The following is a 12,762-nucleotide window of genomic DNA, read 5'->3' on the forward strand; positions in this document are numbered from 1 at the left end:
TTCCGGATAAAAGACAAAACGATGATTCGATAAAAATTAAACGTACTCCTTTAAAATCGCAGTCTATTTCTACGATGTACAAATTTCTGATCGGGAACGGAACCCCTAGCCCCGATGGAAGCGGCATCCCCCGAATCTGCGGCAGCAGTGAGGGGATACAGCGGACAGCGGGAAACAGCTCCCAAAAACATTACTGCTCTTCTTCTTTCTTTTTAAAGAATTTCATAATGAAATCCCAGCCGAAAAACAATCCAAGAATCAAGACCGCAACCCACCAGTAAGAGGTTTTGTGCAGTTCGCCGGTATTGGTCGCTTTGAACATTCTGTCCCACCGGATTTTGGTGTCTGCCTGATAAGAAGAGCCGCCGTCCTTGAACAGTCCCTGAACGCTCAGCCAGGTAAACATGGGGGATCCCACGATATTTTCTTCCGGAACAAAGCCGAAAAACCGCGCATCCAGAGACGCATCCCGGTTATCACCAATCATCATGTAATAATCCTGCTGAATTGTATATTGGGTGGCTTCTTTACCGTCGATAAAGATCTTTCCGTCTTTATTTTCCAGATGATGGTGTTCATATTCTGAAATAATCCACTGATATTCGGGTAAAGTGTCCTGATTTAAAGTTACGACATCGCCTTTTTTCGGGATTCTCAGCGGACCGTACCAATCCTGATTCCATTTTTTATTAATGGGGAAAATCGATTGGGTGGTATCGATGTTTTTGGTATAGGCATCTCTGGCCGCATTTGCTTTATAAGAAACCGCTGCGGAATCTTTTTCCCAAATATGTTCTTTGAGGTCGATAATCTGTGGAAGGGCTTTTATTTCTCTTGCGGTCTGATCGGTTAATCCCTGGAAATCATACATGAAACCGTTCTGCGTCTGGATTTCCTGAACCGGTAAAAAGCCATAAGTTCTATACAGTGCCGGAATATCCAGCTGGCTCCCTGTGGTCGCGATGTACTTATGCTGCAACTGCTGGTCTCCTAAAATCACTTCGGGTTTTCCATTAATGAAAAGTCGGCCGGCTCTCATCTCCAGAACGTCTCCGGCGACGGCGACACATCTTTTCACGTAAGGATCTTTCCGGTCAATGGCCGTGTGCACAGAATCCTGAGGATAATTGAACACCACGATATCGTGTCTCTGCGGTTTCTTTAACTGCAAAATCCTGCTGTAAGGAAGTTTAATCGCGTCTACATACGATTTTGGATCATCTTTTGGGTTTCCCTTTTGTCCCGTATCCATAATGGTTCCCTGCAGGAATGGCAGTGCAACTGGTCGCATCGGCATTCTGAAACCGTAAGACCATTTATTTACAAATAAGAAATCTCCGACCAAAAGTGTTCTTTCCATAGAACCGGTCGGAATCCCAAAAGGTTGGGTAAAGAATACGTGAATAATGGTGGCAAAAACAACCGCAAAGGTTATAGAACCGGTAAAAGTATCTTTCTTTTTCGAAGCTAATTCTTCTTCTGTCAAATACAAATCGTCTTCTTTCTCCACTTCGGGATCTTTCGAATAATTGACCGTGGCCATATAGATAAACGGAAGCAGGATCGTCAACAAAGTCTGTACAAAAGACTTTTTGCCGAAATGCCTCATTAAAAACAAATGGAAAGCCGTCATCATAATCGGTCCGACAATCGGAACATACGATAAGATCACCCACCATTTTGAATGCTCAGTTTCTTTTAAGACAATGAAGTAATTATAAAACGGAACAAACGCAAAAAGCGGATTGTAACCCATTTTCTTGAAAAGTTTCCACGTAGAAATCCCCATCAGTAAAGAGAGGATGACGACGTAAATCGAATAGGTAAGAAAGTAATTCATAGTTTATTGCTTATCACTATTAGTTTAGTGTATTTCAAAATTGTTACAGGTTCATGAGTAATGCGTGATAAGTAATGGGTAATTGCTTATTGCGTATTACCTATTACTTATTGAAAAGAACATCATTCATGGTGAAATTTCCTGTTTTACCGATAATCCATTCAGCGGCAACTAAGGCTCCTACTGCAAAACCATTCCGGTTGAAAGCGGTATGTTTGATTTCGATCTCGTCAACATCGCTTTTGTAGTAAACGCTGTGCGTGCCGGGAACTTCATCCTGACGAATGGCAAAAATACCGAGTTCTTTGTTTTGGGTTTCATCGAGTTTCCAGGCGTCGAATCTTTTGTCATTTTTAATGATTCCTTCGGCGAGGGAAATAGCAGTTCCACTGGGTGCGTCTTTTTTGTGGGTATGGTGAATTTCTTCCAGCTGCACACTGTATTCGGAAAAATCCTTCATCAGACTGGCCAGTTTTTCGTTCAACGCAAAAAACAAATTAACGCCCAACGAAAAATTAGACCCATATAAAAAAGCGGTATCATTTTGTAGCGCAATTTCCTCGATTTCCGGTTTTTGATCGAGCCAGCCGGTCGTTCCGCAGATCACAGGGATTTTATTTTCCAGGCAGATTTTAATATTGTTAAAAGCGGCTTCAGGATTAGAAAATTCGATTACTACATCAGGATTATTGAGGTTCTCAGAAGTAGGAGTTTCGCTTAACCGCGCTACAATTTCGTGACCTCTTTTGGTGGCAATCTCATCAATGATATGGCCCATTTTTCCGTAACCAACAAGTGCTATTTTCATATTTTTTGTAACGCAATGCGTTTTATTATTAAATGAATGATCTATTGTAGATCAAACCTTATTTTACTTAAATCTACATCTACAGTTTTCAACGACAAAGTTTGCAAAAGATTTCTTTAAAAAAGAGTCAAATAAAAGTTTACAAAATGAAAATCCAAAGATTACCCTCCTTTAGGGACTTTAAAAATTGTCTTTTTTACTTCCGGTTCTTTTCCATAAAATCTTTTGTGACTTTCTGGTTTTAAAAATTTTATTTTTAGTAACCTCCTTTTTTTGGAGTAATTTACCTTTAATTAAAAATTATAACTTAAACTCAAACCGGCTTTAGAATTCATCTTTCCGAATTCATCAAAAATAACGGTAGGTTTTAAGGCCAGATCAGGATCATGTCTTCCTTCATACAACTGTGCATCTACGACTGCATCTACAATATTCAGGATATACACCAAACCGGTAATGGCGATCGCGTAATCACGCTGTCTTTTTGCACGGTCCTGCGTTCTGCCCAGAACTTCTTTGGTAACACCGGGAATATTCGAGAATTCATGCTTTTGACCGTTTAATTCCGCGACAAAAGCATCTCTGTAACGGTTGTACTGTTTTTGATTCCAAAGAGTAACCCCAACTCCGGTGCCGATACCGCCCCAAACGATGGGGATTTTCCAGTATTTCTTATTGTAATACTGCCCTAATCCCGGAAGGATTGCGGAATACAAACCTGCTTTGGTAGGATTAAACTTCATTACACCGGCAGGCGCATTGGCATTTTTAATAGTGGTAAGTACCTCTATTTCAGAAGGAACCTGTTTTGCAGAAACCGAATCTGTTGGATAATTTTCAACACGGATGGTGTCTTTCGGACTGATCTGCGCGAAAGTCATCATTGAAAATAAAACCAGAAATAGTACCGTAAGTTTTTGCATTATTTAAAGTGTGCCAGAATTTGTTCTAACTCTTCTTCATTTTTGAAATCGAGAACGATTTTTCCTTTTTTGCCGTTGGCAGCTGTTTTTATTTCTACTTTAACCGCCAGAATATCGGCTAAATTTTTCTCCACTTTTTTGAAATGATTCGGCAGCTGTGTTTTCGATTTCTTAACTTCCTCCTTGGGATTCTTCAATAAATTGGCTTCCTGCTCGGTTTGGCGGACACTTAAGTTATTTTTTAAAATCTTATCAAAAAGTTCCTTTTGTTTTTCCTCCTCTTCTACACTGATGATGGCGCGGCCATGTCCGGCAGAAATCTCACCACTCCGGATGGCGTTCTGAAAATCGGGATTCAAACGCAGCAAACGGATCGAATTGGTAATGGTACTTCGTTCCTTTCCTACCCGCTGACTTAAATTCTCCTGTGTCATTCCGATTTCCTCCAGCAATCTTTGGTAAGTGAGCGCAATTTCGATAGCGTCTAAATCTTCTCTCTGAATATTTTCAACCAAAGCCATTTCAAGCAGTTCCTGATCATTCACCAGGCGGATATAAGCTGGAACGCTTTTTAAACCGGCAATTTTACTGGCCCGGAAACGTCTTTCCCCAGAAATAATTTCAAATCTGTTACCTTCTTTTCTTAAAGTAATCGGCTGTATAACGCCTAAAGTTTTGATGGACTGCGCCAGATCATTCAGTGCTTTTTCATCAAAATAAGTTCGGGGCTGCGTGGTATTCGGATCAATATCTTCTAAAAAGACCTCCATAATATTGCCGACAAATTTGTCTGCACCTTCATCGGTAGCGGAGTTGACAGTGGCTTTTGATTCGGCGCTCAAAATCGCACCCAATCCACGTCCCATTGCTCTTTTCTTGTCTTTCATTTTTAAAATATTTTCTTGATTTTTAAAGTTTAAATAAAATCAACCCTTAAAAATCATTTCTTAGTTACTAATTAAATTTTCGTTTTTCAGTAAAACTTCCTCAGCCAACTGAAGATACTGGATCGCTCCTTTGCTTTCTGCGTCATAATTCAAAATGCTTTCGCCGAAACTTGGTGCTTCACTTAAACGGACATTTCTGCTGATAATTGTTTCAAAAACCATTTCCGGGAAATGAAGGTGAACTTCTTCTACGACCTGATTTGATAATCTTAAACGGGAATCGAACATGGTCAGCAGCAAACCTTCAATATCCAAATCTTTGTTATGAATTTTTTGAACATTTTTAATCGTGTTCAGCAATTTACCCAAACCTTCCAGCGCAAAGTATTCACACTGAATGGGGATAATCACCGAATCCGCTGCTGTGAGGGCATTTACTGTAATCAATCCCAAACTTGGTGCGCAGTCGATAATGATATAATCATAATTCGCTTTGATAGACTGCAATGCTTTTTTGAGCATATACTCCCGGTTTTCACGATCGACCAATTCAATCTCAGCAGCCACCAAATCAATATGCGACGGAATAATATCCAAATTGGGAGAAGCTGTTTTCTGAATACATTTTTCAACTTCTACACTGTGTTCCAACAGGTGATAGGTAGAAAAAGTAGCATCTTCAATCCCTAATCCTGAAGTTGCATTTGCTTGGGGATCTGCATCGATAATCAGAATTTTCTTTTCCAAAACTCCCAGTGCTGCAGCGAGATTTACCGCAGTAGTGGTTTTACCTACGCCGCCTTTTTGATTAGCGATCCCTATGATTTTAGCCATTATATAAAAATTTAATTCCCAAAAATACACTTTTTTCTGATTTTTAAATGATTCCCAAACCCCTGAATAAAGTTAAAGTACTATAAATTAATAGTTTAGCCCTAAATAAAATTATCCACAAAACGAGGTATTTTGTGGATAAGTCTGATCTTTTTTGGTTAACTGCCTGTTTATTCGAACTGCATAGAAATTGGGAATTTGAAGTAACTTCTCACATTCTCGCCATTTAACTTTGCAGGCACCCATTTTCCTTTGACGGATTTAATGGTTTTTATTGCTTCACGGTTGAAATCCGCATTAGCTCCGGAAGCTTTCACTTCGCTGATAGAACCATCTTTTTCAACAATGAAAACAATGGTTGTTTTTAAAACTTCACCAGTTCCGTCGATTGCAGAACCGTCAAACTGATTCACCACTTTATTTCTGAAGGCGTTGATTCCACCCATAAAATTGGCTTCCACATCGACTGTTGTTTTGGGTGAATTATCGACCGGTTTTGGAACGCTCATTTCCGAACCTTTCACCGGAACATCCTGAACCGCAGGCGGCGTATAAGTAGTAACAGGCGGATCACCAATAATATCCTGAGTTCCCGGAACAGCATTGATATAATCCGATTGCTTAGGCATTACTTTCTCCACCGGCGGATTTTTTGCCGGAGTCGGAACAGTCGAATCTAATGTATTCACAGGTTTCTGAACCGGAGGAGTTACGGGAGCAGCTACCGGAGGTTTTTCTGCTCTTTCCACCTGTTTCATAATATAGGGTGGCGGAATTTCATCAGTGATTATTTTCCCTGTTGTTTTAAAAGCGTTAACCACTAAAGGGGAAATTGCCATCACCGCAAAAACGCCTATTCCGATCAACATCGATTTTGTTAAAATATGATCTGCTTCATTTCTTAAAACATAAGCGCCATAGTTCTTGTTTCGGTGTTCGAAAAGAATTTCATTCAATTGAAATTCTTTGTTTTGGAGTAAATTTCTCATCACAATATTATTTTAATGGGTTAAAGGCAAAAATCAAATTACGATTATTAATTTAATACACTATCGTATTCAATGATTAGTTTTTATCAAAATACAAGCCAATTTTTTAACAATAAATAAAAGAAACCATTCAAAACATAACAGATAAATAATTTTAACCTACCAACAACAAAACCACCCTTTGCAGAGTGGTTTTTACTTTATATTTTTCAGAAATTTATCTAATACACTTAAAATAATTCTTTCCGGATAATATTCTGACTTCTTTCAGGACCGACTGAAACAAGGTAAACATTGATTCCCAAATGGTTTTCAATGAATTTAATATACTTTTTGGCATTTTCCGGAAGCTCATCATAACTGCGGACTTTGGTAATATCCTCATCCCAACCTTCCAGTTCTTCGTACATCGGTTCGTAATTATAGAGCTTCGTGGTGGAAGAAGTAAAATAATCGATGATTTTTCCGTCTTCGGTTTTGTACTTCGTTGCAATTTTTATTGGTGAAATCCCGGAAAGAACATCCAGTTTGGTGATGACCAAATTATTGATTCCATTAATCATGGTCGCATGTTTCAGCGAAACCAGATCGAGCCAGCCCGTTCTTCTTGGTCTTCCTGTGGTCGCCCCAAATTCGAAACCGATCTGTCTGATTTTTTCGCCCAATTCATCATCAAGCTCCGTTGGGAAAGGTCCTTCACCAACTCTCGTAGTATACGCTTTTGCCACTCCGATTAAATTCTGAAGGCTGGTTGGCGGTACTCCTGCGCCTGAACAGACGCCTCCCGTTGTTGGCGATGAAGAAGTGACGTACGGGTACGTTCCGAAATCAATATCCAACATCGCTGCCTGTGCACCTTCGAACAGAATATTTTTTCCGTCGTGGATCGCCTGGTTTAATTCAACTTCGGTATCCACGATCCGGTGTTTCAGTTTTTCTCCCAATTCCAGAAATTCGTTATAGATTTCTTCAAATTCTAACGTTGGTTTTTCAAAATATTTCTCAAAAAGTGAGTTTTTAATTTTTAAATTTTTTCTGATCTTCTCCGCCAGAACTTCAGGATTCAAAAGATCGACCATCCGGATGCCCACTCTTGCAATTTTATCCTCATAACAAGGCCCGATTCCTTTTTTGGTGGTACCGATGTAGGTTCCGCCTGTTTCCTCTTCACGGTACGTATCGAGCAAAATATGATACGGCATGATTACATGCGCTCTTCTGCTGATAAAAACGTGATCGGTACGCATGCCTTTTTCTTCGATCTGTGCGATTTCACTCAAAAATGCTTTCGGGTTAACCACCACTCCGTTGGCAATGATACATTTTCCTTTGCACTGCAAAACTCCCGATGGAAGCAGGTGCAGAACAAATTTTTCTTCGCCCGCGTATACGGTGTGTCCGGCATTGTCTCCTCCCTGAAAACGTACCACATAGTCCGATTTTGCTGATAAAACGTCTGTGATTTTTCCTTTGCCTTCGTCGCCATACTGAAGACCAACTACAACGTAAGTTGCCATATTTTACTTTTTATTTAGATTTCTACAAAAATAGTTCTTATAATAATCTTGAACAAAATTTAGACCTGAAATATTAACCGCCTTTATAGATGGTCTGGATTTACAGCATTCTCTTTCAAATTATTTCCTTAAATTTGCACTTTAGAAAAAACATATGAATATAGTTAAAATTCACGATAAAGAATTCGTCCCCTACTTGAAAAACGACGAAATTCAATCCCTCATTAAAGAACTTGCCCTAAAAGTATATGAAGATTACAAAGATGAAGTCCCTGTTTTTATAGGAGTTCTCAATGGAGTAATTATGTTTTTTTCTGACTTCCTGAAACATTATCCGGGAGAATGCGAAATCGCTTTTATTCAGATGAGTTCTTATTCCGGTGGATTACAGTCCACAGGAATTGTCTATAAGAAAATGGACCTCACCAAGGAAGTAGAAGGCCGCCACATCATCCTGATGGAGGATATCATCGATACAGGAAACACCATTGAAAGCCTGTTTGAATACTTTAAAAACACCCAGCACCCGAAATCTTTAAGAGTAGCCTCTTTATTATTAAAGCCGGATGTTTACAAAAAACAATTTAAAATCGATTACGTGGCCAAAGAGATCCCGAATAAGTTTGTCTTAGGTTACGGACTGGATTATGATGAATTAGGAAGAAATCTTCCGGATTTATACCAGTTGTCTGAAGGAAGAATAAATCACTAAAAAATAAATCTGATAAGTAATATGATAAATATCGTTCTATTCGGTCCTCCAGGAAGTGGAAAAGGTACGCAGGCGCAGAATTTGATTGAGAAATTCAATTTAAAACAAATTTCTACCGGTGACTTATTCCGCTACAATATGAAAAACAACACCGAATTAGGTGAATTGGCAAAATCATATATCGACAGAGGCGAATTGGTTCCGGACCAAGTGACCATCGATATGCTGACCGATGAATTGAAAAAACCATGTGACGCACAGGGATTTATTTTCGACGGATTCCCAAGAACAGCCACCCAAACAGAAGCTTTGGAAAAAATTGTTAAAGAAATTTTAAACAGCGAGATTAACATCTGCCTTTCTTTAATTGTAGAGGATAAAGTTTTGGTGGAGCGGCTTTTGAAAAGAGGGGAAACCAGTGGAAGAACAGATGATTCCAATCAGGAAATTATCAGCAACAGAATTAAAGAATATTACGCAAAAACTGCAGAAGTTGCCGAGTTGTACAAACAACAGGGGAAATATGTAGAAGTAAACGGAGTTGGAGCCATTGATGAAATCTCTGAAAATCTCTTTGCGGAAGTAGAAAAAATAAAATAAAAAACCGTTATTGCGAGTGCAGTAAAGCAATCTGTTGAATTGGATTGCTTTGTCGTTTTCTCTTGTAATGACTAAGAAACCAATTATGTCAAATTTCGTAGATTACGTAAAAATCCATTGTACAAGTGGTCATGGTGGTGCAGGATCTGCACACCTTAACCGTGAAAAATATGTCCCAAAAGGCGGTCCCGATGGTGGTGACGGTGGCCGTGGTGGTCACGTAATTTTAAGAGGAGATTCACATGAATGGACTTTACTTCCTTTGCGTTACACACGACACATCAAGGCGGAACGCGGTAAAAACGGGAGCAAAAACCAGTTGACCGGTGCTTATGGCGAAGATGTCTACATCGATGTTCCTCTGGGAACCATTGCCAAAAATGAAGAGGGAGAAATCGTTGCTGAAATTTTAGAACACGGTCAGGAAATCATCATTAAACGTGGTGGTAAAGGAGGTAAAGGCAATGAGCATTTTAAATCTTCCACCAACCAAACGCCAAGATATGCGCAACCCGGACTTCCCGGTGAAGAAGGCTATATCACTTTTGAATTGAAACTACTCGCCGATGTAGGTTTGGTAGGTTTTCCCAATGCCGGAAAATCAACTTTACTGGCAGCAGTTTCCGCGGCGAAACCAAAAATTGCGAACTACGCTTTTACGACCTTAACGCCCAATTTAGGAATTGTAGATTACCGGAATTACAAATCATTCGTGATGGCCGACATCCCCGGAATCATCGAAGGCGCAGCAGAAGGAAAAGGGCTGGGACACCGGTTCTTGAGACATATTGAAAGAAACTCCATTCTTCTGTTCTTGATTCCTGCCGATTCCGAAAGTCATTTTCAGGAGTTTAAAATTTTAGAAAACGAGTTACAGGAATACAATCCGGAACTTTTAGATAAAGACTTTATTATTTCAATCTCTAAAGCAGATTTATTAGATGATGAACTGAAAGCGGAAATCGCGAAAGAATTCCCGGAAAACAAACAGCCTATCTTCTTTTCAGCCGTTACCCAGGAAGGTTTAATGGAGTTAAAAGATGCAATCTGGAAACAGTTACACGGATAATTGAATATCATTTTACATAAACAGCAGGTTTGGATTTTTCCAGACCTGTTTTTTTTTTGGAACAATAGTTGAAACCTCTTTAAAAATAAACATATGAAATACCTGTTTCCTTTATTAGCCTTAACAATAATGCTTAACTGTTCGACCAATAAAGCTTCGGCTGAATATGCAACCATTCAATATGAGGCTGGTGCCTGTTTTGGTTTCTGTCCGATTTTTAAGATGACCATTAATAAAGACCGAACCGCAGTTTTTGAAGCAGAACGTTTTAATTTTTCCCGGGATACGGAGTCTCAGGAAAATGAAGGGACTTTTAAAGGGAAGATCGATCAGCAAAAATACAGTGAATTAATCGCCTTATTAAATGCTTTACAGCTTAAAAATTTAAAAGATCAATACGGAAATAAAAACGTAAGCGATTTACCAACCTCTTATTTAACCGTTAATTATCAGGACGGAAGCCTGAAAAAAATCCAGGATTACGGAAAACATGGAACACCAGAACTGGAAAAGCTGTATCAATTTTTCGAAGAATTAAAGACCAATCAATTCTGGACAAAAATCGACTGATTAATCAACAGGGAATCTCTTTAAATTTTATCATTTGAAATTGGATAAAAATAGGTGATAAGAATAAGCAAGCGCCTCCTTTATGGGCTTAATTACCGCAATAAGTTCCATTTAAAAAAAACTTTGTGACTTTGTGGTTAAATAAACTTTGTGACTTTGTGGTTAAATAAAATTTAGTAATTAAAAATGCTAAAAATAAAAAAACTATCTTTGCACCACTAAATTCCTTCTTCGCGGAAGGATTTTTTATGGACGTAGTCATTCTAGATGAATCCGCTTTCCTGCGGAACTGAAAACCCAAAAAGTTTTTTTACTTCATTTTTCTTCGTTACATATACTATAGAATGACACGAGTTTCATTTTAATTAAAAAATATTTCATTTGAATTTTACCGACTTAAACTTAATTGATCCTATCGCAAAAGCGCTTAAGGAAGAGGGTTACACCCAACCAACACCTATTCAGCAAAAATCGATTCCCCACATTTTACAAGGCAGAGATTTACTGGGAACCGCACAGACCGGAACCGGAAAAACAGCGGCATTTGCCATTCCGATCCTTCAGAATTTAGCCACCAAAAACGTCAAAAGCAATCACGTCAAAGTTTTGGTCCTGACTCCAACCCGGGAATTAGCCATTCAGATTGATGAGAGTTTTAAATCATACGGAAGACATCTGAGACTGAGAAATCTCGTGGTTTTCGGTGGTGTAAAGCAGGCCGCACAGGAGGCAGCCCTGAAAAGAGGCGTTGATATTTTAGTAGCCACTCCGGGAAGATTACTGGATTTTATTTCACAGGGAATTATTTCATTGAAACATCTGGAAGTTTTCGTTTTAGACGAGGCAGACAGAATGCTCGATATGGGATTTGTACACGACGTGAAGAGAATCATCAAATTGCTTCCACCAAAAAGACAAACCCTTTTCTTCTCGGCCACGTTCCCTGAAGAAATCAACAAACTGGCGAGTTCCATGCTTACCAATCCTGTAAAAGTAGAAGTAGCACCCGTTTCTGCAACCGCAGATACCATTCAGCAGAAAGTATATTTCGTAGATAAAGACAACAAACTCGATTTGTTAACGCACATTTTACAAAATGATATCCGCGAATCTGTTTTGGTATTTTCAAGAACAAAACACGGCGCTGATAAAATCGCACGAAAGTTGCAAAGTCACAAAATTTCTGCTGAAGCAATTCACGGAAACAAGTCCCAGAATGCAAGACAGAATGCGCTTTCCAACTTCAAGTCAGGGAAAACAAGAATCCTAGTGGCAACAGATATTGCAGCCAGAGGAATCGATATTGATGAACTGAAATATGTGGTTAATTTCGAATTATCCGATGTTTCTGAAACCTATGTTCACCGTATCGGAAGAACCGGAAGAGCAGGTGCAGAAGGAAGTTCAATCTCTTTTGTGGATGGTTTGGATCTTGTCAATTTAAAGAATACGGAGAAACTGATCGGTAAGAAAATTCCGGTTGAGAAGGAGCATCCTTTCCATACGGAGAATTTGGTTGCTGAGAAAAGAGACTCGAACAATAAGCCTTTCAGACCAAGACCACCACAAGGAAATTCTGCGAGCGGTCACACTAAGAAACCGAACAACAAAAGTAATTTTTCGAGAGGAAAATAGGTTGTCGCTAAAAAAAACATATGCCACGAACTCGCGAATTAATTATTTGTGAATTCGTGGCATTCTTTATAAATTTCGTTTGTTAAAAACGGGATTTGCATACATTTCTAAAAGCAATTGATTCATACAATTATTATTTTTAATAATGCTTAAATTCATTCTTTTGATAAAGAACTGCTTTTCCTTTTCAGTATAATATTTGGAATATAGGGTGCTGTTTTTTAGTAAATCTGCAGCAATATAATTACTTGGCCAAAGTTGAAAACATATGCCACGAACTCGCGAATTAGTTATTTGTGAATTCGTGGCATTCTTTATAGATTTCGTTTGTTAAAAACGGGATTTGCATACATTTCTAAAAGCGCTTGATTCATACGA

12 protein-coding genes are annotated in these 12,762 nt (G+C 38.9%); 5 read left to right on the forward strand and 7 right to left on the reverse strand.

The window, feature by feature from the left end:
* Nucleotides 1-190: 190 nt before the first annotated feature.
* The 7 genes from lepB to QGN23_RS05215 all read right to left on the reverse strand — a co-directional run bounded on the left by lepB (nucleotide 191) and on the right by QGN23_RS05215 (nucleotide 7,798).
* Nucleotides 191-1,840, reverse strand: a complete 1,650-nt coding sequence (gene lepB / locus QGN23_RS05185; RefSeq protein WP_282905942.1) for a signal peptidase I — start codon at nucleotides 1,838-1,840, stop codon at nucleotides 191-193.
* Nucleotides 1,841-1,943: 103 nt separating this feature from the next.
* Complete coding sequence (gene dapB, locus QGN23_RS05190) at nucleotides 1,944-2,648, reverse strand: 4-hydroxy-tetrahydrodipicolinate reductase (protein WP_282905943.1); 705 nt, start codon at nucleotides 2,646-2,648, stop codon at nucleotides 1,944-1,946.
* Nucleotides 2,649-2,941: 293 nt separating this feature from the next.
* Nucleotides 2,942-3,571 carry a DUF5683 domain-containing protein gene (locus QGN23_RS05195; protein ID WP_282905944.1) on the reverse strand — a complete coding sequence of 210 codons (630 nt, stop codon included), beginning with the start codon at nucleotides 3,569-3,571 and terminating at the stop codon, nucleotides 2,942-2,944.
* Nucleotides 3,571-4,458 carry a ParB/RepB/Spo0J family partition protein gene (locus QGN23_RS05200; RefSeq protein ID WP_282905945.1) on the reverse strand — a complete coding sequence of 296 codons (888 nt, stop codon included), beginning with the start codon at nucleotides 4,456-4,458 and terminating at the stop codon, nucleotides 3,571-3,573. Before QGN23_RS05200 ends, QGN23_RS05195 begins: the two co-directional genes overlap by 1 nt.
* Before the next feature lie 60 nt (nucleotides 4,459-4,518).
* Nucleotides 4,519-5,292, reverse strand: coding sequence for a ParA family protein (locus QGN23_RS05205; RefSeq protein ID WP_282905946.1), 774 nt, complete (start codon nucleotides 5,290-5,292; stop codon nucleotides 4,519-4,521).
* A gap of 170 nt (nucleotides 5,293-5,462) precedes the next feature.
* Entirely contained in the window at nucleotides 5,463-6,281 is an 819-nt protein-coding gene (locus tag QGN23_RS05210) for an energy transducer TonB (RefSeq protein WP_282905947.1), read from the reverse strand.
* Nucleotides 6,282-6,511: 230 nt separating this feature from the next.
* Entirely contained in the window at nucleotides 6,512-7,798 is a 1,287-nt protein-coding gene (locus QGN23_RS05215; protein ID WP_282905948.1) for an adenylosuccinate synthase, read from the reverse strand.
* Between the two features lie 154 nt (nucleotides 7,799-7,952).
* On the opposite strand from QGN23_RS05215, the gene hpt reads away from it, so the two are divergent.
* The 5 genes from hpt (at nucleotide 7,953) to QGN23_RS05240 (ending at nucleotide 12,384) form a co-directional block, all read left to right on the forward strand.
* The gene (hpt, locus tag QGN23_RS05220; protein WP_282905949.1) at nucleotides 7,953-8,510 is read left to right on the forward strand and encodes a hypoxanthine phosphoribosyltransferase; all 558 of its coding nucleotides are present in this window, start codon (nucleotides 7,953-7,955) and stop codon (nucleotides 8,508-8,510) included.
* 21 nt (nucleotides 8,511-8,531) lie between these two features.
* Nucleotides 8,532-9,110 (forward strand): adenylate kinase, encoded by a 579-nt coding sequence (locus QGN23_RS05225; protein WP_282905950.1) that lies wholly within the window; start codon nucleotides 8,532-8,534, stop codon nucleotides 9,108-9,110.
* A gap of 85 nt (nucleotides 9,111-9,195) precedes the next feature.
* Nucleotides 9,196-10,179, forward strand: coding sequence for a GTPase ObgE (obgE, locus tag QGN23_RS05230; protein WP_282905951.1), 984 nt, complete (start codon nucleotides 9,196-9,198; stop codon nucleotides 10,177-10,179).
* A 93-nt stretch (nucleotides 10,180-10,272) separates the two neighbouring features.
* Nucleotides 10,273-10,749 carry a DUF6438 domain-containing protein gene (locus QGN23_RS05235; protein ID WP_282905952.1) on the forward strand — a complete coding sequence of 159 codons (477 nt, stop codon included), beginning with the start codon at nucleotides 10,273-10,275 and terminating at the stop codon, nucleotides 10,747-10,749.
* 381 nt (nucleotides 10,750-11,130) lie between these two features.
* The gene (locus tag QGN23_RS05240) at nucleotides 11,131-12,384 is read left to right on the forward strand and encodes a DEAD/DEAH box helicase (protein WP_282905953.1); all 1,254 of its coding nucleotides are present in this window, start codon (nucleotides 11,131-11,133) and stop codon (nucleotides 12,382-12,384) included.
* The last annotated feature ends 378 nt before the right edge of the window (nucleotides 12,385-12,762 follow it).

Source organism: Chryseobacterium gotjawalense, from assembly GCF_030012525.1.
GTDB lineage: Bacteria > Bacteroidota > Bacteroidia > Flavobacteriales > Weeksellaceae > Kaistella > Kaistella gotjawalense.

Coding starts and splice junctions, on each gene's coding strand:
- QGN23_RS05200 (WP_282905945.1), bottom strand. CDS start 4,458: ATGAAAGACAAGAAAAGAGCAATGGGACGTGGATTGGGTGCGATTTTG.
- dapB (WP_282905943.1), bottom strand. CDS start 2,648: ATGAAAATAGCACTTGTTGGTTACGGAAAAATGGGCCATATCATTGAT.
- QGN23_RS05235 (WP_282905952.1), top strand. CDS start 10,273: ATGAAATACCTGTTTCCTTTATTAGCCTTAACAATAATGCTTAACTGT.
- QGN23_RS05210 (WP_282905947.1), bottom strand. CDS start 6,281: ATGAGAAATTTACTCCAAAACAAAGAATTTCAATTGAATGAAATTCTT.
- QGN23_RS05225 (WP_282905950.1), top strand. CDS start 8,532: ATGATAAATATCGTTCTATTCGGTCCTCCAGGAAGTGGAAAAGGTACG.
- QGN23_RS05195 (WP_282905944.1), bottom strand. CDS start 3,571: ATGCAAAAACTTACGGTACTATTTCTGGTTTTATTTTCAATGATGACT.
- lepB (WP_282905942.1), bottom strand. CDS start 1,840: ATGAATTACTTTCTTACCTATTCGATTTACGTCGTCATCCTCTCTTTA.
- hpt (WP_282905949.1), top strand. CDS start 7,953: ATGAATATAGTTAAAATTCACGATAAAGAATTCGTCCCCTACTTGAAA.
- obgE (WP_282905951.1), top strand. CDS start 9,196: ATGTCAAATTTCGTAGATTACGTAAAAATCCATTGTACAAGTGGTCAT.
- QGN23_RS05215 (WP_282905948.1), bottom strand. CDS start 7,798: ATGGCAACTTACGTTGTAGTTGGTCTTCAGTATGGCGACGAAGGCAAA.
- QGN23_RS05205 (WP_282905946.1), bottom strand. CDS start 5,292: ATGGCTAAAATCATAGGGATCGCTAATCAAAAAGGCGGCGTAGGTAAA.